This window comes from Hespellia stercorisuis DSM 15480, from assembly GCF_900142165.1.
GTDB classification, from domain to species: Bacteria; Bacillota; Clostridia; order Lachnospirales; family Lachnospiraceae; genus Hespellia; species Hespellia stercorisuis.
Genome location: NZ_FQZY01000020.1, coordinates 41,529 through 65,850, shown reverse-complemented (window position 1 = coordinate 65,850; position 24,322 = coordinate 41,529). Strand labels below are relative to the sequence as shown.

The following is a 24,322-nucleotide window of genomic DNA, read 5'->3' as shown; positions in this document are numbered from 1 at the left end:
ATTACTGCTTTTCAATATATGTGGCTTTTACGAATCCATAGATACGTCCATCAATTCTGATGTAGTACCACTGTGAGCCATCCTGCGCATGTACCATATCGCACACATCCACCAGGTTGCCCTGGCCCAACTGTGGCCATGACTTGATTTTTGCATTGTTCGTGCCTGCCCATGTTCTCACATTGAGTGAGCTTGCTGTTACTTTTCCAACCCACTGTGGTGTCTTTGTCAGTACTCCATCATCTGTCATGGATGCTGGTGTGCTGCTTTCCTGTTTGGTGATGTACTCTGCAGATACAAAGCCGTATTTTTCACCCTGGTCTCCAGTGATTTTCACATAGTACCATGGGTCACCATCTTTGTCTTTTACAACCTCGCACACACCCACCTTTGTACCCTGCTTGATTGTCGGATATGATTTCAGCTGCGCGTTTCCAGTACCGGCCCATGTTCTCACTGACAGCTCTGGTGTATTGACTACGCCGCTCCAGTTGACATTTTTATTGAGTGCACCGCTTGTTGTTGGTGTGCTCGGTGTTGGTGTCGGTGTACCTGATGACTGTGCAAATTTTGGTGAGGCATATCCTCTGATGTAGCCATTGCCTATAGATAACACGCGTCTGGCCACAGCCTCTCCTTTGTTACCCTCAATCACGGTGATCTGTCCGTTTGACACTGACTCAACCACCCCAATATGGTCCGCTGTCCCATCATTTGGCTGTGTGGATTTATCCCAGTTATACGGAATGATGTACCCCATCTCTGGTGTTATCGTTCCATCTTCTTTCCAGATACCTAACTGTTTGAATATTTTGATGTGTTCCTCGCATCCACACTCTCGTCCAATAAGGGCCACGGCTCCTGCTTTGATTGCTGCAGCACTCACGGTGGTATCGCACCACTCATCAGTGTATTTGACTGCATATCCTCGTGGCAATGGCCGCACGCTGTTGTAGAGGTCAATGATCTGCTTAAATAACCCATTTGCCTCACTCCAATTCACCCAGCTCTGCATCACATTTACATATTCTCGTGCTGTTACTCCCATTTCTGTGGTCTCCTTTGCATATTTATCATAGTATTTCTGTCCATAGGTTGCTCTTTTGGCTTTTACGCTTGCCCCAGTATCTGCCGGAGCTTCATATTTGACCAGTACAATGTCAGATGCCTCCTGCACTGATGTTGCTGTTTTTAATACATTCATGACGGAGCTGTAGCTCTTTGTCAGTTCCTGGAGCAACCAGTCCATCTGTGTCTCCACATCTGCAATAGACACGCCTCTGGCCATGACCAGGTCATACAGTCCAGCTTTTCGCCCCTCTGATGTCCATTGTGCCAGACCATATCCATATTGTCTGGAGTCTCCCAGAGGATGCAAGAACAATGCTCTTGTGATTTCTCCATTATCCACTGCCTGCGTGTAGGTTTCATCTGTATATTTGTTTCCAAGCCTAATCTGGCACAGGTTTTCCAAATTATTTGACTGTAACCCACTCTCTGCATAAAGATTTCCCATCATTCCTGCAGCACCATAGGCATTGCCAATCCCTGCCAGTAACTTCTCCCAGATTTTCTGCTCATCATTCATTGTTTAGTCCTCCGTTGGTGGTTCCTCAAAACAGGAACAACTAAAAGTTTCAATTCTTATCTCATAGATGCCATCCCGTTTCTGCAGTGTGATTGGCCCCTGGTAGTTGTAGACCGTTTCTCCGTCTGCATAGATGGTTATGTTTCCCACTTTTTCATCTGAGGTTGTAATCACCAGCGGTGTTACTTCCACCTCTTTTTCTGCTGTCTGCTCTGGCTCATCTGTTATTGCACAGTCTGCAACCAAAAACGCAATGCTCAGCACCAGTATAATGGCCATGATGGCCAGCCCTACCTTGTTATGTTTCATGTTCTCGCCTCGCTAACGTAAAAGAGGCCGGTGTCCCGGCCCCTCCTCATTATTCCTGTTCTTCGCTTTCTTCCAGTTCCGTCTCAATGACCAAATCTGTGCTTGATGCATCCACCAATCCCTCGCCAATAATGTAGGCCAGTGCGGATGCCCCTGCCATGATGAGTGCTGCCACCTGTGTTCCAGTGCTCTCAGCTCCTCCTGTGGCCACAATCATCATTGATACGAATGAGCCAACTGCTACCCATAATTTTCTTGATGTTAATTTCTTTACCCAGTTAATATTTTTCATCTTCCATTTCCTCACTTTTCTTTGTTAAAATTTCAATCGCAAGTTTCAGTTTCTTTGGCATTGGTACGCCCATGAGTCCTGCGTTTTCTGTGATGCTTATTGCCTCATTGGATATAAATGCAATCATCACGGCATCCCGGATGTAATTTGTATGTATCATCAAATCAAAACGATATGCCACCAATACGATCAGCAGGATGACACCCTTTCTGCAGATGCCTTTGAACCCTGCTTTGCTTTCCAGTGCTCCGTTTTCAGTCTTATTTGACTTGTGAAATACTCCGGCCACAATTAGTCCGGTCAGGTAGTCCACCGCCATAAATATCAATAGTGTTTGCAATCCTGTGTCCCATCCTCCCAAAAGAGTTGCTATGAATCCACCTGCAGCTCCAGCGGCTGCGCAAATATACTCTTTCACCTGTCCACCTCCTCTCTGCCCTCAATCATCATCCACGTCATCTGCGTCCGCATACGGTCTGCAGTAATATTCCGTTATGTCCAGCTCATCCTCAATCTCGGCCAGGGTTTTCTTTCCCTGGCCTCTGATGAGCAGTCTCAGGTCTGTGATGTGAGACCAGAGTCTGGATATTATCCTCAACTTTGTCATTATTCTGTTGTTAACTCCTCAAAACCAGAGTTGATGAGGATTTTTTTGACCTTTTCTTTCAAGAGTCTTGGTACTCTGTTGTAGAGAGCTTTTGCCTCCTCAGTAGTATCTGCGTTCATAATTTCCTGTGCCCATAACATTGCCATCATTGTCTTTCCATCCTTTCCTAAAATCAAAATAATAAAATTGGTTAATAAGTTACTCATAGACGGCCTCACTCATTTCCATGAGACACTCTGTGAGCATCCTGATCTGTTCATTCTGCTCTGCCACCGTCTGCTCCAGTGTCTTTTCCGGTACCGGCTCATAGTCCAGGTAGTTCTCCGGTTTGCTCAGCACTTTGTCCTGGCTGATGTTTTCCGCTTTCTCTCGGAACTGGTGGAAATCATATTCCCAATAGGTCTCTGTGTGAGTAACTTCCTGCTCTTTTTCCACAGTCTGAGTGATTTCCTCAGTAACCTCCTGCCCGTTCAGGCAGATGGTCACATCCACCTTGCCATTGTCAAGCGGCTGCCAGCTGACCGCTGGCTGTTCGGTTGTGAATCTTGCTTTCATTGCTTACCCTCCTTTTCACGTATTTCATCAGCTGCTCTATTCCATACTTTTTCAAAAAGTTTGTGGAATCTGAATTTTTGAACCACCCAAAATAAGAAATACACCGGTATGCCAATTTCAGGACTATCCGCTTGTATTTCCTCAGTTGTTTCCAGGCCCTCATGAATGCCCGTCTGGCCGTGAGAAAAATCTTTCTCCTGACCTCTGTGTGGTCTCTGTAAATCTTGTACCCCATCATGTCAATGCAATCTCCATGGTGTTTTCCATCTCTCCCTATATGGTCCATCTGGAACAACTTCCAGTTCGGTTTGATGGTTAGTCCCAACTCTTCCTGGAAGAATTTCACCAGCATCTCCATTGCCTTTCTCACGTCTGCTTTTCTTGAACCTAGCAAGAGGATGTCATCCATGTAGAAAAGTGCTTTGTAAATCAATCTTGTCCTTTTCTTCGTGCCATCTCTTTGCTTTCTCACTTTGTAGAGGTTCTGTTCTGCGTAGTGATAGGCAAATGAGAGAAAATAATTGCACAGCCACTGGCTCAGGTACGAACCAATGGAGAGACCTTGCTTGTATGACCTGATCAGCGTCTCCACTAAATAAAGCAGGTCATCATTTTTGACCTGCTTTCTCAGAAAACTCATGAGCCTTTCAATATCTATGGACGGATAGCAATGGTGTACATCTCCCTTTGCTCCCACCCTTGTTTTGTCTGGGTTCTTTCGCACCCACTTTTCTATTGCTTTCTTGCCGTATACCTGACCTCTTCCTGGTATGCTGGCACATTGGTATTTTCCAATCTTTCTCTCAAACAACTCCATGAGCGCATTTACTGCAGCATAGTCATATATCTGCTGTTTGATACATTCAACTCCAATCTCTCTGATCTTTCCGGAGTTTCCATCCAGTCTTTTGGAGTATTTAATTTCTGGGAAATCAATCTTTCTTTCCATGATTTCCAAAGCCATGGCCTCTGAGGCAATATCCATCAGTGGCTCTGCACATCTTTTGTCATGTTTGATGTTGCGGTGGAGCTGTCTGGCTGTGCTATCTGAAAAAGTGGCCAGAAACTCTGCGGTTTCAAAACGCTCATACTTGTCTGATAGGCACTCTGCCATTGCCGCTCTCATCCACTTTGCATCCATCTTTATATTTTTACAGTATCTTTTCAACTGATGTCCTCGTTTCTTGATAAAGTGGTTTTCGGTTTTTCTACTCACCCCACCCACGGCCTACTGCACCGTAAGTCCACAAGCCAGGCATCTGTGTTCCCGTACTTATGGTTTGGCTTCAATCAAATTTTAGGGATATGCCCTACGCACCAGTTTCCTGGTAGCTCCATCCAGTGGAGCGAAATACAACGCTGTACGTCAAAAAATATCAAGAAATGCCAGAAACGATATTCCAGTTCGCATTGGACCACCCATTGTTCGCATTCAGAATCCACAGCCCGGCTTGCGTGCCATTGTTCAAATTGCCCAGGGCCAGCCACTGGGAATGCCGCTCGTTTAGCGTTGTAAGTCCGTTTATATTATTTGCTCCCGGCAATGATGTCGGGAGCAGTTGTTTGAAATGTTATAAGGGGAAAGCCCCTCTATCAGGCCGTGGCCTGATATTCACCCCTGGTGCCATTTGGTGAAACTCCAGAAACGATACGCCAGCCCGCATAGGACCACCCATCGTACGCATCCAGAATCCACAGCCCGGCCGGCGTGCCAGAGTACAAAGAGCCCAGGGCCAGCCACTCTCTTTGTCCAGAGGTTCCCACATCCGTGTAGAGACCATCACACCAACCTGTTGCACTTCCTGCTCCTGTTCCAGTCGGTATCATGATACCTCTGTCAATGTCTGTTGTTTCCTCGGTGATGTATTTCCATGATGCTGCAGTATATGGCACCTGAGCACTTGCTTTCTTGTATGTGGATTTTGCCGTTGTCACATTGGTTGTCAGGAGACTTGCGTCCTCGCACACCCATACATCTCTGGCTGGGTTTCCATCCGCTCCGGTGACAATGTCCATGAACACGTTGCCTAATACGTCATAAGCCCCTAAGTGCCATTCAATGCCCTGCATCTTACATGGAAAAATCCCACTTGTGTTACTTCCTGGTGAACCGTCTGAGCCAACTACTTCATCTGTGGAACCTGTGTGCCACGGCATTGTGCTCATACATGTGGTCAATGTGGTGTCAAATGCCTCTGGGGCATCCACATAGACTGCTGCGTTCGTATCATCCACATCCTCCACTCGTGTTACTTTGACGCTGTATGCTAGGTTGTGCATGTATGCATAGTATCTGTCTTTATTTGTAGCCTCACCTACTTCTCCAATAGAGACGTAGGAACCCACTACGAATTTGGCCGCGTTCGCCTTGGCCATGACTACTCTCATCACTCCAGTTTCTTCCACGGTTGCATTGTACTGATAATTGTAAGATGTGCAACCAGCCATAATACTCTGGCTATTGGTTGTCGCATATTTGATGATAAACATGAGCTGCAGATAGAACAAATCCCAGCAAGTTGTACCGCAATAATGTGCGCCCAGCTTGTGCATATACCCAACCATTCCCGTATAGCTGACTGGGTCTTTGGCATCTGCCGCCTGGCATCCATTGGCCGGTGCTCCTCCGGCTGAGGAATATGGCGCACCCTCAATGTCAATGGCTTTGTATTTTCCGTGTATCATAATTGGAGATACTGTTCCATCTGGGTTGATGCTCTCTTTCATTGGATGAGGTGTGCGCTCGCTTTTTACTGCAGAGTAATGATATAGTACCGCGTCTCCCACATCCTCTATTCCGAACCAGCCGCCCATGGTGACCTCGCCTACCTGGACCTTGCCAGTCTTTGTGAAACCAACTTGTCCCTCTAATGCATCCACATGATTGAACCCATTCTCATCCACATGCCAGTTGCATGTAAAATGCTGGAAGAGACCATATTGCTGGTAGTCATCCTGGCCAGGTGTGATACCTGTGGATGGTGTGCAGATCATGTCTGCATTATCATTGAGTTTTTCTCCTACCGGGCTTGTACTGGTTGTGTATTTATAGAGCTTTGTGGTGAATACCTTGTTGCTCCTGCGTAAAGCAAAATAGTTTGAGAGCGCATTTTCAATGCCTCCTCCTGCTTCAATAATTGCCTGTACCTGTTCTTGTCCTTTGGCATCCAATGTGGCCACGCTCTCTGCTGTGGTTTCCACCAGCTGAGCATTTGTCTGGTTTGCAGTTTCAATGTCTTTCTCCAGGTCTCCCTTGACCTGTGTGGCACTCTGTACCAACCCGGTCATGACATTGATCTGTTCGCCTGCAGTCTTGATGCTGCCATCTAGGGCTGTCTTATTTTCTCCGGCTGATGTGATGTCCTGTTCCAGAGAACGCTCAGCCTGTCCTGCTGATGTGATGTCCTGTTCCAGGGAACGCTCAGCTTGTCCTGCTGCCGTGATGTCTCCGGTTAGTGTCTCATGTAACTGGTTCCCCTGTGTGAGCTTTCCTGCCAGGTTATCGTTTAATGTATTTCCATCACTGATATTCTTGGCCAGGTTTGTGTTGGTGGTATCTCCGGCTTTCTTGTTGGCCACCAGGTTTGTGTTGGTGGTATCTCCGGCTTTCTTGTTGGCCACCAGGTTTGTGTTGGTGGTATCTCCGGCTTTCTTGTTGGCTATCAGGTCAGTGTTGACCTGTGTGGCCACTGTGATGTCTGCAGCAAAGTCCTGTTCCACCTTTTGGTTTGCTTTCACATTTGCATCAATTTCATTTTTCGCATTCACCACGTCTTTTTTAATTTGCTCATACGTGTTGTTCTCGTCAGAGACCATATCAATTCCATCTGCAATGCTGTCTCTGACATCTTTTCCTTTTTTTGCCGCTCTTATTTTGTCTGTGTACGGTTTACTATTCGTTGACATATTATCCTCCAATCTTCAAAGTACATGAGTTATCTTCAAAGGCAATCCCAACCAAATCCTCTGGATGCCCTGCCCTTGCAACTACTTTTTCCTCTGGTGTGTCTTGCCAGACTTCGTGTCCTTGCACTGCGTAGAGGGCAAGCTCATACGGATATATCACCTTTGCCCTGCCCTCTTTTCTTGCGCTAAATGTCTGCATTCTTTTTCACTCCCATCTTGTCCTTGAAATCCTCAATTTTGTCCACCTCTGTGTGCACCTCTGGTGATGTCTGCTGCACTGGAGCTGGTACCGGAGCAGGTGCTGGTGTCTCTGGCCCTGCTGTCTCCGTTCCTGCTGTTTCTGTTCCCTGTTGCACTGCTGCATTGAGTGTCATCTGTGTCAGCTCCTGCGCGTACTCCTCTGATTTGATCTGGCGCACATGCGACTGGATGCCATCCAGTACTTTGTCCATGAGAGAGGCAGGGATTGCATACTCCTGCATATATCCCACCACCTGTGCATCAAGTTCTCCTTCTACATAATCCAATAAAGCTCCTACGTTCATTTTTCTCCTCCTATAACATTATTCCATTTTTGAATGTGTACTCTATCCATGACCAGCCAACGCTGCCACCTCCGGCATCCCACATGTCTACAATAAATTTTCGTTTGCCTGTGAATGTCTCCCACACGGTTCCTGCGTTGTATGTTGTTGCCGTGTATAGCTTGCCCATAATATCCACCCTGGAGTTTCCACGAATGCGGATGGTCCTTGCGGATGAATTACTATAAGAGCCGGCAAAATCAATATAGCCATAAGTTGTGGAGCCATAGCCCCCGGTGATTTCACCATATGACATCTTAATGAACCATCTGCCATTGATTGCCTCAAATGTTCCTTGGCAGGATGCACCTTTCATGGTCACATATCCAGCTGCTGATAGCGTGAAATTTGTAGACTGAATGCTGATTCTGTTTGACTTAATGCTGATTGCACCAGCCTCTGTGCTAATTTCTGAGGATATCTTGCCCTTGCTTACTTTTAGCAGGATGTTGTCCGCATTCACTTTGATGCTTGACTTTAGTGTTTCCTCAGCCGCCTTTGCTCTCGTAACCTCTGCGGTGATACTGTTAGATGTCAGTTGTAGCTGTGACTCTGTGTACTGTGATGCGTACCCAAGTATCTCCACATCTGTGATGCAAACATAATCTCCAGGAGTCTGACAGTAGAAATATAAATATCCGTTACCTGCAGCAACGCTATTGATCGTCAGCTCTACAGTCTGCCAGTCCGTGGAAATATCTCCAGCCACGGTATATACCGAATTGTAAAACGATACTCTAACTCTTGTGTTTTCTTTTCCACAGCAGGCTTTGAAACGTATGGTGAACTTTCCAGTCTTTGGCACCGCTATTGTACTTCTAGTCCTCAAATAATATCCTGTGCTCGTAGTGTCTCCCAGGTTGATAACGCCACAAGTTTTATTGTTCCAAGTTGTCTGGTATACCTTTGTTGTATCGTAACGGTACCAGTTTGTGGCATAGCTGCCGTCAAACGCATCAGGGAAATTTCCCCCAACGCAATAGTTGTGCTGCTGTGCCTCATACATTTCCTGGACGCTCTGCGTTATCTTTCCAGCCTCCACGGTTATTCTGGCATCCACATCATCAATCAGCTCTTTCACGTCCCTGAGCGCTCGTAGGTCTGTGATGTATGCCTCTTTTGCACTGCTGCCATACAAAGCAAAATAAAAGTTCTTTGTGGCCTTGCTTGTCAGCGTGACGGTCTTTTTGATTGTGTACCATGTATCTGTGTTGAGTGTTGAAAAGCTCTGGTACTGTGTGCTGCCGGTTAGGCCAAAATAGCAATAGGTTGGTTTCTTCCCGGTTGGAATGTATATTTTGACTTCCACCTCATAGGTTCCTGCCGGTAGTTCGCCCAGGGCCTGTTGTACAGTTCCCATTGAGCCATCTGTCTTGACCAGGTGCATTGCATTGATATTGCCTGCCTGCTCCTTTGTCACCGCTAGGTTGGCGGTTGCCGTAAACTTGTCCACATCAATATCCTGGTTATCCCCATTGACCACATAATCATAGCGGTTTGTGATGCTTTTCTGGTCCGTCACTGCCAGCTGTATCTGGTCCTCCATGGCCTTGATGCTTGTGGTGATGACTTCCCTCACTGCTATGTCCTTTTGATCGGTGTAGTCATTTGCGCCCTCTAATGTATCGGAGAACTTGCCCTCCAGTTCTGACTTGTATTCTACGGTCAGCTTTTCTGCATCAATGGAGTTTGCTGTTATGCGCTCGCCAATGATTTGGCCATCCAGTGTCATTCCCACTGTATATGGCCCTTGATACCCATTATGTGTGCCACCTATGCCGTCTTTATTGATCTGCAATATGTTGGTGGCCTGTTCCTTGTCTGGCGCGTCCATGTATAAATCCCTGAGCCACTTTCTGCTCTCGTCAAATTCTTCCCTCTTGTAGCCGCCCTCACTTCCTGTCATCTTGGCCGTGAGATTGTCAATAGCCGACTTGATGGTTTCATTTTGGATTTTCCTGCGCTGTTCTGCAGATGCTGTGATGCCTGAGTATATCCTTGACTGCTGCTCTGTATAACTCAGCTTTCGGTTTTCTCCCATGCTCAGCTTTGCGCTGTCTGGTCTCTGCAGTGGTATGGTCATTTCCATAACCGGGAAAATTCTATCCATGCCGTATGGTTTTGCCCTGCATGGAATCCGGTCTCCAATGTCAAAGGACTCATAGTCCTTGTCTAGGATGGATAAATCCACCGCTGTCAGGTCCAGGGTCATATCCTCAAACTGATTATCTGCCAGCCATTCTTTTCCCTTTCGCAAGAGATTTGATGGCACTGTGACATCATCCCACACCTGTGTGGCCCACACCCATCCAAAGGTATTGACCGCCTCCTGGCTGTAAATGTAATTTGAGCCACCATTCACGCTGGTGATGTCTGTGTATTTCTCCAGGCCCTCAATGTCTGACTCGTCCTGCAGGCGTGCACCTAAAGGAATGAGTGCCGTGGCCAGGTTCTCTGCTGATTTACTCTCTGCGTAGTCCAGTAGGTTCAGACCAAATTCTATGGGCTGTTCACAATACTTTCCATACTCCTCAATGTGTACCCAGTCCATATATAACCGGTCATTCTCATGCCGGAGTCTCAGGTACCCACCTAGTCTGTCCACCAGTTTCTCGCGGATGGCTTTGAGAGTGTTTTCAAAATTGGTGTAACGCATGACAGAGTCATTTGAGTCTGTCACGGTCACTACGCCAATGTATATCTTTTTCCTATCTTCCACTTGGTTGTTGTGGATGTCCAGGAACGTCTGCAGCATCTGTCTTGGTGTCATATCATGATACTCGGCCTGTGGTTGGATGCTGTCTGAGAGGAAACTCATTGCGCCGGCGCAATACACACTTTTGTTGTTGTATCGGTCTTTCTTTGGCTGTTTTCGCACCTCTCCATAAAATATTTCTTTGTCATCTCGGTACACGCTCACCATGCTCTTGCGGTTGTTGATTTTGCCATACAGCGGATTGATTGGCGGTACCGTAAATTCAAATTGACCGGCATATCCGGTCTGTAGTTTTACTGTTGGATTGGTCAGCACTGCCTCTTTGTCTCCAGGGTAGTACAGTATCTGGCCATCCATTTCCACTTTATACAATTACAATGACCCCCTCCTGTATCTGATTGTGAGCGTTCCCTGTCCAGTGAAAGACAACGTCACATCTTCCTGATCAACCACAATGTCTGCAAATCTGTTCTTGCCTCGTACCAGGGTGTATGTCTTGCCTGCTGTTGTCATGGTGATGCCTGCTGTTCCAATTTGGCTCACCTGAATGACCGGTACAAACGGCATGATGTCCGGTATGATTGTATAGCTCTTTGTGCCTCCTGATGGGGTTACTGTGATTTCTGTACCCTCATCTATGATGCCTGTTTCAAAGTCAAATGAGTCCCACAACCAGTCCTCTGTGGAGTCTGCTACATTGTACTTGTATGGGTCTGCCTTTGGTATGGCCAGCGTAAAGCTGCCAATCTCTCGGTTTCGGTCAAAGTCTGAAATCTTTGCCCTGCCAATCCAATAAAAGCCTGGGTCATTGTCAAATATGATTTTGACCTCTCGGCCCTCAATTTTGTTTCTTATGTCTGAGACAATAATATCCCAGTCATTTCTTTTGTTTTTTCCTCCCAGCAGGATTGTCACAGGACGGTTTTTGAATATACGCCGCCCCGTAGTAGCCTCTGACATATCCAGGAAACCGTCTGCCCCTGGAATATCCAGGTAAAACGTCTCCTGCTCTGGGTCTCCTATACAGTTGTTGTTGCCTATTGCTAAATGCCAGTCATTGATAGTGTGGAAACACTCTCCTGTTGAGACCACCTCAATGGTGGCCCCGTTTGTTAATACATTCATAGCTGTCCCTCCTCTATCGCAAGTTCTCCCAGCTTGTGGTCCATAGCCGGTGCCAAATGTCCTGCCACCTCATCTGTGTCCCACTTCAAAACATGCCCCTGTTCCAGGTATGGGAGGAACTTGGCCAGCATTGCTGTGATGTTCGTGATTGCGTTGCTCTGTGCTGTGCCGTCCTGGCTCACTAATGCATTTGCATTGATGGTCATGTCTTTTGTTACTCCGGCCACGGCATTTGCCACCACAGCCTTGCTTTTTTCAATACCTTTTGCCAGTCCCTGCATAAAGTCAGGCATCCAACTCTCATAGTCCGTCAGAGGTCCCTCATCCGGCACTGAGAAGTGTAAGAATGAGCGTATCGTGCTGGCCACGTTTGAAACCGCGTCCGTCACCCATCCTATTGCACCTTTGATTCCGTCTACAATTCCCATGATGAAATCACGGCCCCATCCTACAGCTTGGCTCGGCAATGATGTTATAAAACTGATAGCTGACTGAAAACCGCTTGATACAACTTGGCCCAGTCCGCTCAGCGCGCTACCAATTCCTGAAACCAGGTTATTGAATGCCTGTACTGCTGATTCTTTCAGGTTGGATGCCGTCTGGCACACGGACTCTTTGATACTGTTCCAGATTTCACTGGCTTTCTGTTTGATTCCGCTCCAGATTTGGCTTGCTGTTTCGGCCAGACCTGAGAAATATGTGGTCACGCCCTCGACCAGTCCAGAGACCAGTGATGATACAAGTTCTTTGATGCCGGTCCAGATTGTGTCTGCAGCATCCTTGATGTTGTTCCAAATATTTTGAGCGTCTGATTTCAGCTTGTCGAAATTCCCCGTCACCAGGTCAATCAGTAAGAGTACCGGTGCGAGTATCGTATTTTTCAGTAACTCCCATGCGCCTGATGCAATCGTGGTCAGTCCTGACCAGATGCCCTCTAGTGTTGTCACGCATGTCTGCCAGAGTGACTGGATAGTGGTCACAATCGTTTGAATGATTGGATTTTGCATGATGGCCGTCCAGATCTGTGCAAAGAAATCATGCACCTGCTGCCAGAGGCCTGCCCACCATTCCGGTATTGCCTGGAATTTTGCAACCAGGGCATCCCATGCCTGCGGTATGGTCACTGTAAAGAAATTGCAGATGGCCGTCCATATTTCCACGCATTTGTCTTTCACTACCTGCCACAAATTTCCGAACCATTCAGTTATGGCTCCCCAGTTTTTCACTATGGCTATGATGCCGGCTATGGCCGCGGCCACTCCTGCTATAATTCCAATAATTGGCAGCAACGGTACCTCTAACATTGTCACTGCCAACGCCACCGCAGCTATTGCTGGGGCCAGCGTTGTGAATACCGCAATCAGACCTCCCAGGATCACCACAAAGTGTTGTACTGGCTCTGGTAATTTCCCAAAGAAATCAGCCATTTTCTGTACACCGCTGACTAATGGCGGTAGTATTGTGTTGGCCAGCTCCACCAGCATCTCTCCCAGTGGTACCAGAGTTTCTTGTAGCTTTCGCATATTGGACTCTAATTTCTGTGACTCCGTAGTGGATGAGTCAAACATGCCCTCCGCACTACCTTTTACGCTGTCATAAGTATCTCCCACGCTGCTCATGGATTTTATAAACTTCGTGCCACCATCTTCTGCCATGGTTCCAAACGCCTTGGCGGCCAGGTTCATTGTCTCCTGCTCGTTAGTGCACTCTGATATGTCGGACACGATTGAGTCAATCACGTCTTTCTGGCTGACTTTTCCATCCTGCCATGCTTGGAATAGCTCCTGTGTCTTTGTGGAATACATTCCAATAGCATCCGCTATTGTTCCATCTGCCAGCCTAGCAGTTACCTCATTGATGGCATCATTTACCTTGTCCAGGTTATACGCGCCACCGTCTAGTCCATTATTCAATAATTGAAAATATTCTGATGCTGAGTACCCTGCCTCTGCAAATTTTCCACTATACTCTGAGAGGTTGTCTCCCAGTTCATTTGTTTTGTCCAGACCGTTTGATGTGCCTTTGACTATGTAATCCATAGCCTCTTGAGCACTGAGTCCAAAATGAGTCATCAATGAATTGACACCGCGTAGTGTCTCATTCATATCAATCCCATACAGCTCATCCAGGGTGATGGCCTGTTCTGTCAGATTTTTCAGAGTTGTCTCATCCAAATCTTTCAGGTTCTTTTTGACAGTGATGACAGCATCTGAGACAGAGTCCATAGACTCTCCCACTCCATCTGTGTATACATCTTTGATGACCTTTGCGGTTTGTTCCGCTGCATCTCCTGTCTCTGCAAAATATGTTTTTGCTTTGGTTGTGGCATCATCCGTCTGCAGAAAAGCATCTGTTGCCTTTTCTCCCAGCTCCGTGATTTTATCCCCGACCACTGACAACTGATCTGCTGCCTCCATGAGTACTCCACCTGACAGTGTTTGCCCCATTTCATCCAGTTGGTCGGATGTTGTGTCTGCTTGGTTCGCCGCCTCCTTTAGTTCTTGGATGAGGTTCTGGATTGCTGTGCCATCATCCACTGTGTCAAGTGCGGCTGTTAATTTCCCTATATCTGCTTTTCCATCTGTGCATGATCTTCCAATTTTCTCAATGGCCAGTTTCATCTGGTCTGCAGTTGCTGACCCATTCTTGATGGCCGTCACCAGTCTGTTGCCTAGTACATCTGCATAATCATCCACGTCTGATTTTGTAGCCTGGAATAATTTGTTGAGCCGGTCTGTGTTCGTTGATAGCCGGTCCTGTTCTGTATTTAAGCTCCCCAGTTCTGTTTCATACCTGGTGAGTGTTGCTCTTGTTTCTTCCACCTCGCGCTGGAATGCCATGTATTGCTCCTGGCCTATCTTCCCAGCCTCCAGTGCTGCTGTAACGTCTTTCTGTGCAGCCTCCAGGCTGTCCAGTTTCTCTGTTGTATTTGCAATGGCATCCTTTAAAAGCTCTTGCTTTTGGGCTACCAGTACGGTGTTAGAGGGGTCCAGTTTGAGGAGGTTGTTTACATCTTTGAGCTGTGTCTGTGTGTCTTTGATTTTTCCATTCACGCCACTGAGAGCTTTTTCCAGGCCGGTAGTATCGCCGCCAATCTCAATGGTTATTCCTTTAATGTTTCGCCCTGCCATCCTGTCACCTCCCTAGAATTTGTCAAAATCTTCCTGCGTGGCCATGCGTGGGTACTTGTATGAGTCATTCTGCTGCTCGGTGAACATATCCATCACCATTCCAACTGTGAGCAGTTCCAGGTCTCTGATTGAGATACCCACCTGGCAACAACGCAATAAAAAAAGCGGGGTGTTTAACTCCCTGCTACTTGGTTTAATTTTTTTTTACTTTCGCTTTTGGTTGCTTCGTTCATCTTCCAGAGTTCCAATATGGCAGGCAATACCTGATAAATGGAGAAAGTATCAAACTCCTCCAACCAGTCCATGATGTCCTGTGGTACGCCCTCCGGGTCTGCGTGCTGTGCCATCACATACGCGATATTTTCAAACATGGATAAATCCTCAATAGGGATTTCACTTTCTTCTTTTTCTTTCTTTTTTCCTTTCGCATTCACAGACTTTGTGACTTTCTGCAGGTCCATGAATAAATCACGGCCAAACTTGATACGGTAAATTCTAGGCACCGCTGCGGATGCCTTGAACTTTACCTCTTTGCCGTCAATGTCAACGGTTTTCATAATCATAATTATTCCCCTCCAGTTGATGCTGCGGATGCCTGTGCTGCATCTGCCGCCTCTGTTGGCACATAAACTGTCTTGTACCAACCGTCATATGTTCCTGTCTGTGTGTCAGGTCCTGTCTGAGCTTTCACAAAACCATCAGCGCGTGGGCTGTTCTGAATAGACAGGGTCTCTGTGCCAGGTTCTACCGTGTCCTCTCTTGTTTCAGACTCAATAGACGGTCTGGAACATGTACAGTTATAAAGGCATCTGCGGATTGCCTTTGCGTCTCCGTCAAACTCAAATAACAATGCGAATGGGCTTGTCTCGCTGTTCGCGTTTTCCACAAGTACACCGTTTGTATCTAATTGCTCGTTGAGAATTTCCACGCGGAACCATGATGGAATGATGGCCATTTCCAGATCTCCAGAATATCCGTTGTTTGCGCTCGCCACATAATATGCAATACCATCCGCGTAGAATGTAGAGATTTCTCCCTCAGCGTCCAATGAGATGGCCACTGCTCCTGTGATGTGCTTTGGTGTCGCATAGCTGTATGTTTTTGTACCATCAGCCTCTGTATCTGTCTGCTTGGCCACGTGCACATTTTTGATGTTGTACTTTACTTTGTTTTCTTTTCCTTCCATTTTTATACCTCCATTTCGTATAATGACTCCCACATAGACTCCGACTCTAACCATTCTGAGGCGGTTTGTTCCCAAGCAATCCCGTGTTCATTCAGAACGCCCTCCACCTTTTCCTCTAGTTCCCAGTCTTTTTCATCTGTGTAGATTTCAATTTCCAGTTGTTTGATTTTTAGATAGGTCTGCCCATCCGCAAAAAAGTTGCTTGTACCAGGGGCTTGCCATACCAATATAGGGAGGCTCACCTCTTTCATTTCCTTTTGTGTGAAATGATGATAACGATATGGCAGACCTATCTCATCCAGCATTTTCTTGATTTCTTCTACCGTCATAACCGTTTTCTCAGCTCCTTTTCCAGTTCTTCCACTGCTGCCTTTTCTGCTGGTTCAATATGCACTGCAGGAGCTGTCCTGCCACCATTACGGTTCTGGTGCCCTTTTTCCAGCAAGTGTGTCAGCGCGTACTCCGGTTTTTCTTCATGTACCACCGTGGTGTGACGTGTTCTCTTTGTTTCTCCCACGCCGTATGTCCATGATGCTGCATAGTCACCGGTCAGCTCAGGTGAGTTTTTGTTCAGCATTTTTGCTGTGTCCTTGGCCACTTCTTTGGAAATTTTCTCCACTTTCAGGCCAGTCTCAATCCCGTAGCCATCCAACTGCTTCATAACCTCTTTTGCGAGGTTGCCTATCTTAATTGCCACTGTCATCCCTCCTGTCTTTGAACGGATGCACTAATTTTTCCAGGGATAAATACAACGCCGGTGGCGCGGTGTCATACTTTGCTTGTATCTGTTGTATCTGATAATGGCCAGCCTGGTCTTGCATTTCACTTTCGTCAAATTCCATTCTGTCCCACAGCCAGTCCGTCTCATTTTCCAGGATGACAATGTCCTGTGTTTCAATCAGCAATGCCTCAGCTGCTGCCAAGGGGATGCTCAGAACTTTATCAATCTTGTTTCCTGCGGTCTTGGCTTGCCAGAATCTGGTCACTCCCACTGTCCTGTTTCCAAAGCGGATGTGCTCCACCTTTGTCCTTGTCAGTGTTCTCTCATCAGCTTCACAGATGGTCAGCAGTCCGTCCCCAAAGGTCTCAAATTGTTTGCTCCTCAGTCTCGGCATATCCATCCACCTTTCTGCTGATCTGCAGGGAGATGATTTCCGCTTTGTAGTTCGTCCAGAATTGTGGTATCTCTCCGGCCCTCGCATACATAACGTAATCAAAAAGGAGTGCTTTCTCCTGGGTTTCCCCATAGAAATCGCACTCCCCTATTTTCCCAGATATGGCATTCATTCCACGCTTTGCCATCCCCATGATTTTTTTATCACCCTCGCCATCATCCCATGTGATGTCTAGGTAATTTTTCAACTCAATGAGGAGCGTCCCGTCTTTTTCTGCCTCTGCCATAGCCTTACTCCTTTGTCACAGTTACTGTGTAGGTCTTTGTCTCATCTCCGTCAGTTACCACTACTTTCACAGTGTTGGTTCCATCAGTCCATGTTGCTGCAGCTCCGTTGGTCACGCTCTTGTCACCCACTGTGATTGCAATGTCGGCTGTTCCGCTTTCTTGCACTGCTGTGATTGTGTTTGTTGCATTGTCCGTTGTTACAGTGTAGGTTGTTGTTGCTCCAGCAAATTCAGGGCTGAGAGCCTTTCCACCGATTCTCAAATCAGACAATACTGCGCTGTGTACTGGTGTCTCTGTGACGTTTACCACCTCGAAACGTACTGGCTTGATGTCTGTGATGTCCAATACCATAAACGCATTGTTGTCTTTTGCGAATCCATTTGCGTACAGTTTGATGAGGTATACTCTTTCATCTTCCAAGAAACGGTATTCATCAGAGTACTCAATACGTCCATTGCTTGCCATTCCTACTCCAAGGAAGTACTTTCCGGCCATGCCATATACTGCCTTACCCTCTGGTACTGCTGCACTCTGAATGATTTCTGCAGGTACTGGTAACGTTGATACATACACTCCATCCGGTGTGAGCATTCTTGTTGCTGGCAAAACACGTCTCCAATAATCTACTGGGTTTACAAGGAGAATGAGGTCTGTTACAACTCTAGCTTGTCCCTTGTCATTTCTTGCCATGATGGCTGTTACATTTCCCATCTGAGTCATGTCTAAAGCCGTCATTTTGATAGCTTTCTTGTCAGGATATTTCCCTCCTGTTACTGTAACGCCCTCGCCAACCTGTTTCATCATTCCTACAGGCATGTCTAAACCAGTTCCGTTCACAATTCCGTACTCCAAGCCATTAGAGAGTGCTTCATAAAGCACCTGGCGCACATAGTTATCTAACCATGCAGGGCCTAAATCCAGCATAGCTTTTGACACTGGGAGGAATGCGCTCAATTTATCCTGAGTTACATCAACCTCTTTGAATCCAGATGTTAATTCCTCAATGATCTTTGCTGTTAATTTTCCCCATGCAGCTTTCTGCTCACCGTTGGTGTTCATCATCATACGTGTGAGACCTGTCACTGTTGTGGCAGACAATTTGGAAAGAAGAGGATGGTTTGTTGCCAATTCATCAAAGACAGAATCAATGATTGTCTCTGGCATCACCACATCTACATCAGATAGTGCCTGTTTTGGGTTTGGAGACTTCATGGCCTCAATTACTTTTTCGTAGTATTCTTTTTCTTTGGATGTCAACTGGCGCACACCTCTTTGAGCCAATACTGTTGCATCCTGTTCTGTGAGCAGGTCTCTTGCCTGTTCCAGGACATTGTCCTCAATCTTCTGGCAGAGTTCTGAAAACGCCTCACTGAATGCCTGAGAATCATCATCCTTGATGGCCTGGTTCATCTTCTCCACAAATTTTGCTTTTTCCATTGCTAAAATATCCTTGTTTTTCATTTCTTTTCTCCTTTACATTTTCTCAAATAAGTTGCTGATTTTGTTTGCAAGTGTCTTTTGAGCCGGTGCTGGTGGCACTGGTGGCTCTTTTGGCTCTGTCATGGCCTGCAGTTGTTCTCTAAAAGATTTCTGCTGGGCCATCATTGTCCTGAGCTGAACAATCTGTTGTTCTAGGCTTTCCTGGTTCTGTGGCTCTGCCTGCTGCTTTTTGTCCACACTGTCAATGAGTCCGTATTCCAGACATTGTGCCGGTGTTAGAAAAGTCTCTTTGTCCATCATCTCAATGAGCTGCTGCTCGTCCAGATTGGACCGTTCCATGAAAATCTGTCGATTGGACTCCATGAGTACGTCCAGATCATCCGCCATCTTTCTCAGTTCTTTTGCATTTCCCTGGCACTCAACCCACATATCGTGGACTAGGGCAGATGTTCCAACCCCCATGACTCTCTCATCACATGCCTGTAATATTACAAAGGCAATGCTGTAGGCTACTCCATCCACATGTCCCACCTTGTGGCATGCTTTCTGTTTGAGCTGGTTGTAGATTGCTACACCCTCCTGAACAGAGCCGCCATTTGAATTGATGTGCAACTCAATGGTATCTTTGTCAGGAATGGCTGCCAGCTGGTCTCGGAAATACTTTGCTGACGTTTCGCTTTCGTCATAGTTCCATGTGCTCCAGTTGAATTTCCCAAACTTCGTCACATCATCGTAGATGTACAACAAATGTGTGTTGGTTCCTGCCTGCTGCTGGAAACAAAAATTGATAGGTCTTGGCATCTTATACACCTCCTTTCTCTTGCATTCCGTCCAGAATTTCCTGGATGGTGGAATAATTTTTTGTGATAAAATGCTGATTTGCCCATGGCTCGTCTATTTCTGGTTCTCCCACTGCCCTCAAAATCATGTTGACAGTGTAAATGCCGGAGCTGATGAGCTTGTCTGCTGATGTTGCTATATCAAACATATCAATGTGTTTGACCTTTGTGGTGTTGACCTGCATATGCGTTCCGGTTTTCATGCCGGCTTTTCCATTCCGTTTCCGGTTGATTTCCTGCTGCAGAGTCATGGCCAGAGGGTCCAGGCAAAAGGTCAGCATTTCATCCACTGCTTTGCTTGTGTCTTGTACATCTCCTTTGGCCAGTGATGGCGGCATAGAGATACCGCGCGCCGTGAAGTCGAAAATATCATCATACTGACTTTTGATGTCTCTTGACGAACCCTCACTGTAGGTTTTTGAGCCAAGGTCCGTGTAGGTGTAACCCTCGTACAGAGGCAGTACCGCATTTGAATTGTTGAAAAATGACTTGAAATACTCATTCATGAGTTTGCTCAGCTTTTCGCTGAAATTCTTGTCACTCTGTGCCAATGCAGAAATGTCCAATATGCCCCTGCTGCCCCTGCTTTTTAAGTAGGATTTTGCTGAGTAGTCAATCAATTTGGAATAGGAGCTGTATAGTCCCTGGATGATCTGATTGACATTCTTGTTGTTCAACTTCCAGTGCAGCACATCCTCACTGCGGAAACTGCGCTGGAATGTGTAATCATCCACCGTCACCCCACTGTAGGTGTCCCCGTACAGAGTATTTTTTGTGGTAGTAAAAGAGTCAGCTACTAAGAGCTGACCGTCTGCACTTTCCACAATCAAGAGTTCGTTTTCTCTGTATAACTTTTCCATTGCTTTGCTCAGGAACTCTGCTTTGTTTTGGTTTTTGTTTGGTTCAAAATTCCACAGGTAGTACTCATCACCTTGTATCTCTTCCCCTTTGAAAAATGTGCGGAACTCGCATTTTGTTAGGGCGTTGGCAATTTTCCCCACGCAAGTCCAGAACGCAAGCTCTCGGAGACTTACCTCCACTGCTGCCTCATGCACTTGCTGGTCCGTAATTTCTACGGATGCCACTCTCTGTGGTTCTTCTCGGCTCTTGAAAAGCCGCCTGATACTAAATCCCATTGTTATCCTCCTATCTTGTTAATACGTGAATACGCCCAAATCTGGCGCGTTCGTAACCTGTGCATATGGTATGGCATCTTCAATGGTCATGGATGCCACCAATGCCATGAACGGGTCTGTCTTTCTTGATTTTGCCTCTATCTTTGCATAGACAAAATTGCCAATATCTGCATCATCCTCTTTTCCCAGCTTGCGTCCATACCTCACCATCTTGGTGTTGTTCGTAGCCCATCTGAGCACTGGGTTATCACCCCATGCAAAATAGTCATTCGCAAAGCAACTATCAATCACTGTGGCCACTCTCATGATGTCAGATGGCCGCACCATCTTGAGGTTTTTGTAGGTCTTGGCATCAAAGCCAATGTTTCTCAAATACTGGGCCATCAGAGCGTAGCGGAAATCATCTATTGCCATCATGCGGATGGAGTAGTTTTGCATCTGTTCCTCAATGTACTCCGTAATAATTTCCGGATGTATTTCCACGTCATCCACCACAGACAAAAGACCTCTTTTTTCCCATTCTCTCCATGGTGCCTTTATCCTGCCTATATCTTTTGATTGTAGGCACAACCACGAATGGTTCAGGTCATATCTGATGTTTTCCTCCCTAAAATGCAAATTCACAGACACAAGGTCAGTGATCTTTGAGAAGTCAATGCCGCATGTGCAAACTCTTCCCTGCAGGTCTGGTATTTCCCTGTTGGTCAGCTTGATTTTTTCATAGCTGCAGACTTTTATCTGGCTTGTGCCATCTGGAATGTTCATGCGCTTTGTCATGAATGCGGTGAGCCGTTCTGGATGTTTTACCCAGTCGCGGTACTCTTTCCTGATTTCATCCATGAGAGTTGGCAAGTATGGCAGTGATGGGTTTGCCTTTTCCCAGTTTGCCTCATCATGTACCTCCTCTTTGCTGTCCAGTCTGCAGATAAATGGCAGCATCCCATTGTCTGGGTCTCCACCAAACAGGATGCCCTCTGCCTGCTCCAGCATGTCATCCAGTGGACCCTCTCTCACATCTCCCTGGGTGGTATAATAAGACCGGCGTGGGTGTGCTTTCTTTCCCAGGCCGGTTGTGAATACATTTATATTTTTATAATCTTCATACTGGTGTATCTCGTTGAATACCACCAAGCCGGAGCGCAATCCATCTTTTCCTTTTGGGTTGTTGGTGCGCCCCATGACTGTTGAGTTTGTCTCCAGGCCAATCACTTTCTCTGTTGTCCAATAGAAAAAGCGTTTGAGCTTCTTGATGTTCTTTGGCTGCTCAAACGCTCCCACTATATCTTTGACCGGCCTGAGAGCCTGGTCCTCATTATTTGCACATATATCAACGTCATACTCTCGTATGCCATTATAAGGGGAGGCCAGTGCCGCCCCCTCCAGTGCTATGGTTCCATCTTTTCCTGCCCCTCGCCCGATCAGGCAGAACAGGTCTGGCCAGCGTGGAGTCTTTGAGTCTTTCCAGTATGTGCAATCATGTAGCCCCATGACAAATTCCTGCCATGGGAACACGGTCTCGAACGGGAAATACTTTGCAAGCCCCAAGTAGTTGGTCAACTGTTCCTGGTCAACGTAGATGTCCTCATTTTCAAAGCAGTATCTGATATGTTTCATCAGAGCCTTGACTTCTTTGGATGCTCGTCTTTCTCCTGACTCCACTGCCTCCATGTATTTTTCAATACGTGGGTCACAGTTTATCATCATCATCATCCTTTATCGTCTTGTCAGTTGTCAGCCCCAGCTTGTCCAGTATCATCAGCATTTGCTTGTTGACCGCCACCAAATCTTTGACTGACTGGTTCTGTTTTGTTATCGTTGCTTTCCCGGATGCAGAGGTGGACTCATAGGCTACACCTCGTTTTTTGATGTCCGCTTTGAGCTTTTTTTTGATGTCATACAGACTCATGTAGTCATCAATCAAGTCCAAAAACACAGAAATATCAGCCTCTTTTTTCTTGAGCTGTGAAATTAAACTATTCAATATATCGCCTTTTTTTTGGACCACCTTTTCACCCCCTATTTTTTTATTTTTTTATCATGTGCGACCTCTCTCGGAATTGTCGAGACCACCCACCGGTCTCCGGTTCCAAAATTAAAACGCGATTTTTTTAGACCGGGGGTGTATAGTTTTTCGTCTCTGCCGTCTGGCCAATCTTCAAAGCAAATTCTTTCTTTGTAGTGCCATGGCATTCTCTTTCTATTGCGTTTGTATTGTACTTACATGCGCTCTTGTTGCATCCTGTGTTGAGGTCTGGGTTGCACTCATATAGTTTCACTCCTGGTGCTGCCATGAATGTCTGCTCCATCAAGTCTGCTCACCTCCTCTTTCAGTCCTGCCACCCTGTCTGTTATTCTATCCACATGATCAGCAATCTTTTCTACCAGTTCACCCACCTTGTCCAGCTGTGATGTATCTACATCCACACCCACATGCATGGTTGTTACTCGGTCACCCTGCAATATTCCATAGCCTAATGGTATCAGTGGCCCACTTCCACAATCTGCACAGGTGCATCCATCTCCCTTGTGTCTTGGTACTATATTCATCATTCCACAGTTGGCGCAACTGCCAACCAAATACTCTGCTGTGTCTCTTGGTTTTTGTATCATGTCAATCCCACCTTTCCTCCGTTAGAGGTTCCTCTGCCTTTGGTTTCCGGTACCCATGTACCTCTTCATGGCAATCATGGCACAGGCTTATCAGGTTCCTATGCTTTACACCTCGCCACTCGTAATATGTCTCCAGAGCTGTCTCTGGATGTTTCTTGACGTAGTTGACATGATGCACTGTGGTTGCCTTTGTATATATTCCCTTAGCTTTGCACCGCTGGCACTCATCATGGTCCATGCTCAATATCTCAGCACGTTTCCTTTTCCACTTGCCCCATGTATAGAACTTGTGTATGTCCTCGCGTATGCACCGCCTAACAAAATCAATATCTTTCTGTGTCATCCTCTTCTCCAATACAAAAGGCCCCAGGAAACCTGGAGCCTTTGTGAGGGATAATGTTTGAGAAATCTGTTTTCTCATCTTTGGACACTATCAATATATCACAAAAGTTGTCCTCCGAGTACCGCACTTTCAAATCCTCTGGGCCATCAGGTAATAGAAAAAGCGTCTAACCTTGTAGAAGTATGTTCGTTCGCAAGGTATACCTTTCTGTTTCATCCAGTGAAATGTTGCGCCCTCAGTGGTCACATACTCCAGTATGTACTCGTATAGTGCCTGGTCTTTCCCTACAGCCTCGCGGACTGTCTGCTCCACATTATCCACTTTGTTCTGCAGCTCAACTCTACGTTCTGCCAGAGCTGCTGTTGCATCACTGCCGCTGTGCGCACCAGGCATCCCTGTGATCTGCGGACTCTTCAATGTTGATGTCTCACTGTTTAGCTCTTCCACCCACTCAGGATATTGTAGACAATAAGAGTAAGCTGTCCCAAACGCGTGCTTGCTGATACCGTATTTCTTTTTGTTTAATGGTCGCACATTCGACATTGTTTCATCT

30 protein-coding genes are annotated in these 24,322 nt (G+C 46.5%); all 30 read right to left on the bottom strand.

Features of this window, described 5'->3' with window-relative positions:
• Window position 1 precedes the first annotated feature (1 nt).
• The 30 genes from BUB85_RS08165 to BUB85_RS08025 all read right to left on the bottom strand — a co-directional run bounded on the left by BUB85_RS08165 (window position 2) and on the right by BUB85_RS08025 (window position 24,312).
• Window positions 2-1,588 carry a phage tail tip lysozyme gene (locus tag BUB85_RS08165; protein WP_159434631.1) on the bottom strand — a complete coding sequence of 529 codons (1,587 nt, stop codon included), beginning with the start codon at window positions 1,586-1,588 and terminating at the stop codon, window positions 2-4.
• A 3-nt stretch (window positions 1,589-1,591) separates the two neighbouring features.
• Window positions 1,592-1,897, bottom strand: a complete 306-nt coding sequence (locus BUB85_RS08160; RefSeq protein WP_073108244.1) for a hypothetical protein — start codon at window positions 1,895-1,897, stop codon at window positions 1,592-1,594.
• A gap of 49 nt (window positions 1,898-1,946) precedes the next feature.
• A complete protein-coding gene (locus BUB85_RS08155; protein ID WP_073108240.1) occupies window positions 1,947-2,189 on the bottom strand; it encodes a hypothetical protein in 243 nt (80 codons plus the stop codon).
• A complete protein-coding gene (locus BUB85_RS08150) occupies window positions 2,176-2,607 on the bottom strand; it encodes a phage holin family protein (protein WP_073108237.1) in 432 nt (143 codons plus the stop codon). Before BUB85_RS08150 ends, BUB85_RS08155 begins: the two co-directional genes overlap by 14 nt.
• A 21-nt stretch (window positions 2,608-2,628) precedes the next feature.
• Window positions 2,629-2,796, bottom strand: coding sequence for a hypothetical protein (locus BUB85_RS21455; RefSeq protein WP_159434630.1), 168 nt, complete (start codon window positions 2,794-2,796; stop codon window positions 2,629-2,631).
• The gene (locus BUB85_RS08145; protein ID WP_073108233.1) at window positions 2,796-3,002 is read right to left on the bottom strand and encodes a hypothetical protein; all 207 of its coding nucleotides are present in this window, start codon (window positions 3,000-3,002) and stop codon (window positions 2,796-2,798) included. Before BUB85_RS08145 ends, BUB85_RS21455 begins: the two co-directional genes overlap by 1 nt.
• The gene (locus tag BUB85_RS08140; RefSeq protein ID WP_073108230.1) at window positions 2,995-3,351 is read right to left on the bottom strand and encodes a hypothetical protein; all 357 of its coding nucleotides are present in this window, start codon (window positions 3,349-3,351) and stop codon (window positions 2,995-2,997) included. The genes BUB85_RS08145 and BUB85_RS08140 overlap by 8 nt, the downstream gene beginning before the upstream one ends.
• Window positions 3,299-4,336, bottom strand: coding sequence for a reverse transcriptase domain-containing protein (locus BUB85_RS08135; RefSeq protein WP_159434629.1), 1,038 nt, complete (start codon window positions 4,334-4,336; stop codon window positions 3,299-3,301). Before BUB85_RS08135 ends, BUB85_RS08140 begins: the two co-directional genes overlap by 53 nt.
• A 608-nt stretch (window positions 4,337-4,944) precedes the next feature.
• A complete protein-coding gene (locus BUB85_RS08130; protein ID WP_073108225.1) occupies window positions 4,945-7,257 on the bottom strand; it encodes a hypothetical protein in 2,313 nt (770 codons plus the stop codon).
• Window position 7,258: 1 nt separating this feature from the next.
• Complete coding sequence (locus BUB85_RS08125) at window positions 7,259-7,456, bottom strand: hypothetical protein (protein WP_073108222.1); 198 nt, start codon at window positions 7,454-7,456, stop codon at window positions 7,259-7,261.
• A complete protein-coding gene (locus BUB85_RS08120; RefSeq protein WP_073108219.1) occupies window positions 7,443-7,802 on the bottom strand; it encodes a hypothetical protein in 360 nt (119 codons plus the stop codon). Before BUB85_RS08120 ends, BUB85_RS08125 begins: the two co-directional genes overlap by 14 nt.
• A 10-nt stretch (window positions 7,803-7,812) precedes the next feature.
• The gene (locus tag BUB85_RS08115; protein ID WP_242945380.1) at window positions 7,813-10,920 is read right to left on the bottom strand and encodes a phage tail protein; all 3,108 of its coding nucleotides are present in this window, start codon (window positions 10,918-10,920) and stop codon (window positions 7,813-7,815) included.
• 9 nt (window positions 10,921-10,929) lie between these two features.
• Window positions 10,930-11,682, bottom strand: a complete 753-nt coding sequence (locus BUB85_RS08110) for a phage tail family protein (RefSeq protein WP_073108206.1) — start codon at window positions 11,680-11,682, stop codon at window positions 10,930-10,932.
• Complete coding sequence (locus BUB85_RS08105) at window positions 11,679-14,813, bottom strand: phage tail tape measure protein (protein WP_073108201.1); 3,135 nt, start codon at window positions 14,811-14,813, stop codon at window positions 11,679-11,681. Before BUB85_RS08105 ends, BUB85_RS08110 begins: the two co-directional genes overlap by 4 nt.
• Before the next feature lie 12 nt (window positions 14,814-14,825).
• On the bottom strand, window positions 14,826-15,011 hold the full coding sequence (locus BUB85_RS21995) for a hypothetical protein (RefSeq protein WP_073108194.1): 186 nt from the start codon (window positions 15,009-15,011) through the stop codon (window positions 14,826-14,828).
• A complete protein-coding gene (locus tag BUB85_RS08095) occupies window positions 14,987-15,376 on the bottom strand; it encodes a hypothetical protein (RefSeq protein WP_073108187.1) in 390 nt (129 codons plus the stop codon). The genes BUB85_RS21995 and BUB85_RS08095 overlap by 25 nt, the downstream gene beginning before the upstream one ends.
• A 2-nt stretch (window positions 15,377-15,378) precedes the next feature.
• A complete protein-coding gene (locus BUB85_RS08090) occupies window positions 15,379-15,999 on the bottom strand; it encodes a major tail protein (protein ID WP_073108179.1) in 621 nt (206 codons plus the stop codon).
• Window positions 16,000-16,001: 2 nt separating this feature from the next.
• Window positions 16,002-16,328, bottom strand: coding sequence for a hypothetical protein (locus BUB85_RS08085; RefSeq protein WP_073108172.1), 327 nt, complete (start codon window positions 16,326-16,328; stop codon window positions 16,002-16,004).
• On the bottom strand, window positions 16,325-16,696 hold the full coding sequence (locus BUB85_RS08080; RefSeq protein WP_084533960.1) for an HK97 gp10 family phage protein: 372 nt from the start codon (window positions 16,694-16,696) through the stop codon (window positions 16,325-16,327). Before BUB85_RS08080 ends, BUB85_RS08085 begins: the two co-directional genes overlap by 4 nt.
• On the bottom strand, window positions 16,686-17,114 hold the full coding sequence (locus BUB85_RS08075) for a hypothetical protein (protein WP_073108158.1): 429 nt from the start codon (window positions 17,112-17,114) through the stop codon (window positions 16,686-16,688). The genes BUB85_RS08080 and BUB85_RS08075 overlap by 11 nt, the downstream gene beginning before the upstream one ends.
• Entirely contained in the window at window positions 17,086-17,400 is a 315-nt protein-coding gene (locus BUB85_RS08070) for a hypothetical protein (protein WP_073108151.1), read from the bottom strand. Before BUB85_RS08070 ends, BUB85_RS08075 begins: the two co-directional genes overlap by 29 nt.
• 4 nt (window positions 17,401-17,404) lie before the next feature.
• Window positions 17,405-18,862 carry a phage major capsid protein gene (locus tag BUB85_RS08065; RefSeq protein ID WP_073108147.1) on the bottom strand — a complete coding sequence of 486 codons (1,458 nt, stop codon included), beginning with the start codon at window positions 18,860-18,862 and terminating at the stop codon, window positions 17,405-17,407.
• A gap of 12 nt (window positions 18,863-18,874) precedes the next feature.
• Window positions 18,875-19,642, bottom strand: coding sequence for a head maturation protease, ClpP-related (locus tag BUB85_RS08060; RefSeq protein WP_073108144.1), 768 nt, complete (start codon window positions 19,640-19,642; stop codon window positions 18,875-18,877).
• Between the two features lies 1 nt (window position 19,643).
• On the bottom strand, window positions 19,644-20,816 hold the full coding sequence (locus BUB85_RS08055) for a phage portal protein (protein ID WP_073108140.1): 1,173 nt from the start codon (window positions 20,814-20,816) through the stop codon (window positions 19,644-19,646).
• Between the two features lie 18 nt (window positions 20,817-20,834).
• Complete coding sequence (locus BUB85_RS08050; protein ID WP_242945379.1) at window positions 20,835-22,526, bottom strand: terminase TerL endonuclease subunit; 1,692 nt, start codon at window positions 22,524-22,526, stop codon at window positions 20,835-20,837.
• A complete protein-coding gene (locus tag BUB85_RS08045) occupies window positions 22,504-22,797 on the bottom strand; it encodes a P27 family phage terminase small subunit (protein ID WP_242945378.1) in 294 nt (97 codons plus the stop codon). Before BUB85_RS08045 ends, BUB85_RS08050 begins: the two co-directional genes overlap by 23 nt.
• Before the next feature lie 127 nt (window positions 22,798-22,924).
• Window positions 22,925-23,107: a hypothetical protein gene (locus BUB85_RS08040; RefSeq protein WP_073108135.1), complete on the bottom strand. Its 183-nt coding sequence runs from the start codon at window positions 23,105-23,107 to the stop codon at window positions 22,925-22,927.
• Window positions 23,079-23,426: a hypothetical protein gene (locus tag BUB85_RS08035; RefSeq protein WP_073108131.1), complete on the bottom strand. Its 348-nt coding sequence runs from the start codon at window positions 23,424-23,426 to the stop codon at window positions 23,079-23,081. The genes BUB85_RS08040 and BUB85_RS08035 overlap by 29 nt, the downstream gene beginning before the upstream one ends.
• Window position 23,427: 1 nt before the next feature.
• The gene (locus tag BUB85_RS08030) at window positions 23,428-23,847 is read right to left on the bottom strand and encodes an HNH endonuclease (RefSeq protein ID WP_242945377.1); all 420 of its coding nucleotides are present in this window, start codon (window positions 23,845-23,847) and stop codon (window positions 23,428-23,430) included.
• A 51-nt stretch (window positions 23,848-23,898) separates the two neighbouring features.
• Window positions 23,899-24,312, bottom strand: a complete 414-nt coding sequence (locus BUB85_RS08025) for a hypothetical protein (protein ID WP_073108128.1) — start codon at window positions 24,310-24,312, stop codon at window positions 23,899-23,901.
• Window positions 24,313-24,322: the final 10 nt, after the last annotated feature.

Excerpts from the sequence above, each read along its gene's own strand:
- BUB85_RS08140 (WP_073108230.1), bottom strand. The coding sequence starts at position 3,351 with ATGAAAGCAAGATTCACAACCGAACAGCCAGCGGTCAGCTGGCAGCCG.
- BUB85_RS08130 (WP_073108225.1), bottom strand. The coding sequence starts at position 7,257 with ATGTCAACGAATAGTAAACCGTACACAGACAAAATAAGAGCGGCAAAA.
- BUB85_RS08105 (WP_073108201.1), bottom strand. The coding sequence starts at position 14,813 with ATGGCAGGGCGAAACATTAAAGGAATAACCATTGAGATTGGCGGCGAT.
- BUB85_RS08075 (WP_073108158.1), bottom strand. The coding sequence starts at position 17,114 with ATGCCGAGACTGAGGAGCAAACAATTTGAGACCTTTGGGGACGGACTG.
- BUB85_RS08165 (WP_159434631.1), bottom strand. The coding sequence starts at position 1,588 with ATGAATGATGAGCAGAAAATCTGGGAGAAGTTACTGGCAGGGATTGGC.
- BUB85_RS08050 (WP_242945379.1), bottom strand. The coding sequence starts at position 22,526 with ATGATGATGATGATAAACTGTGACCCACGTATTGAAAAATACATGGAG.
- BUB85_RS08025 (WP_073108128.1), bottom strand. The coding sequence starts at position 24,312 with ATGTCGAATGTGCGACCATTAAACAAAAAGAAATACGGTATCAGCAAG.
- BUB85_RS08030 (WP_242945377.1), bottom strand. The coding sequence starts at position 23,847 with ATGAGAAAACAGATTTCTCAAACATTATCCCTCACAAAGGCTCCAGGT.
- BUB85_RS08120 (WP_073108219.1), bottom strand. The coding sequence starts at position 7,802 with ATGAACGTAGGAGCTTTATTGGATTATGTAGAAGGAGAACTTGATGCA.
- BUB85_RS08040 (WP_073108135.1), bottom strand. The coding sequence starts at position 23,107 with ATGGCAGCACCAGGAGTGAAACTATATGAGTGCAACCCAGACCTCAAC.
- BUB85_RS08065 (WP_073108147.1), bottom strand. The coding sequence starts at position 18,862 with ATGAAAAACAAGGATATTTTAGCAATGGAAAAAGCAAAATTTGTGGAG.
- BUB85_RS08055 (WP_073108140.1), bottom strand. The coding sequence starts at position 20,816 with ATGGGATTTAGTATCAGGCGGCTTTTCAAGAGCCGAGAAGAACCACAG.
- BUB85_RS08090 (WP_073108179.1), bottom strand. The coding sequence starts at position 15,999 with ATGGAAGGAAAAGAAAACAAAGTAAAGTACAACATCAAAAATGTGCAC.
- BUB85_RS08155 (WP_073108240.1), bottom strand. The coding sequence starts at position 2,189 with ATGAAAAATATTAACTGGGTAAAGAAATTAACATCAAGAAAATTATGG.
- BUB85_RS08145 (WP_073108233.1), bottom strand. The coding sequence starts at position 3,002 with ATGAGTAACTTATTAACCAATTTTATTATTTTGATTTTAGGAAAGGAT.
- BUB85_RS08060 (WP_073108144.1), bottom strand. The coding sequence starts at position 19,642 with ATGCCAAGACCTATCAATTTTTGTTTCCAGCAGCAGGCAGGAACCAAC.
- BUB85_RS08125 (WP_073108222.1), bottom strand. The coding sequence starts at position 7,456 with ATGCAGACATTTAGCGCAAGAAAAGAGGGCAGGGCAAAGGTGATATAT.
- BUB85_RS08070 (WP_073108151.1), bottom strand. The coding sequence starts at position 17,400 with ATGGCAGAGGCAGAAAAAGACGGGACGCTCCTCATTGAGTTGAAAAAT.
- BUB85_RS08160 (WP_073108244.1), bottom strand. The coding sequence starts at position 1,897 with ATGAAACATAACAAGGTAGGGCTGGCCATCATGGCCATTATACTGGTG.
- BUB85_RS08135 (WP_159434629.1), bottom strand. The coding sequence starts at position 4,336 with ATGGATATTGCCTCAGAGGCCATGGCTTTGGAAATCATGGAAAGAAAG.
- BUB85_RS08085 (WP_073108172.1), bottom strand. The coding sequence starts at position 16,328 with ATGACGGTAGAAGAAATCAAGAAAATGCTGGATGAGATAGGTCTGCCA.
- BUB85_RS08095 (WP_073108187.1), bottom strand. The coding sequence starts at position 15,376 with ATGATTATGAAAACCGTTGACATTGACGGCAAAGAGGTAAAGTTCAAG.
- BUB85_RS08110 (WP_073108206.1), bottom strand. The coding sequence starts at position 11,682 with ATGAATGTATTAACAAACGGGGCCACCATTGAGGTGGTCTCAACAGGA.
- BUB85_RS08035 (WP_073108131.1), bottom strand. The coding sequence starts at position 23,426 with ATGATACAAAAACCAAGAGACACAGCAGAGTATTTGGTTGGCAGTTGC.
- BUB85_RS21455 (WP_159434630.1), bottom strand. The coding sequence starts at position 2,796 with ATGACAAAGTTGAGGATAATATCCAGACTCTGGTCTCACATCACAGAC.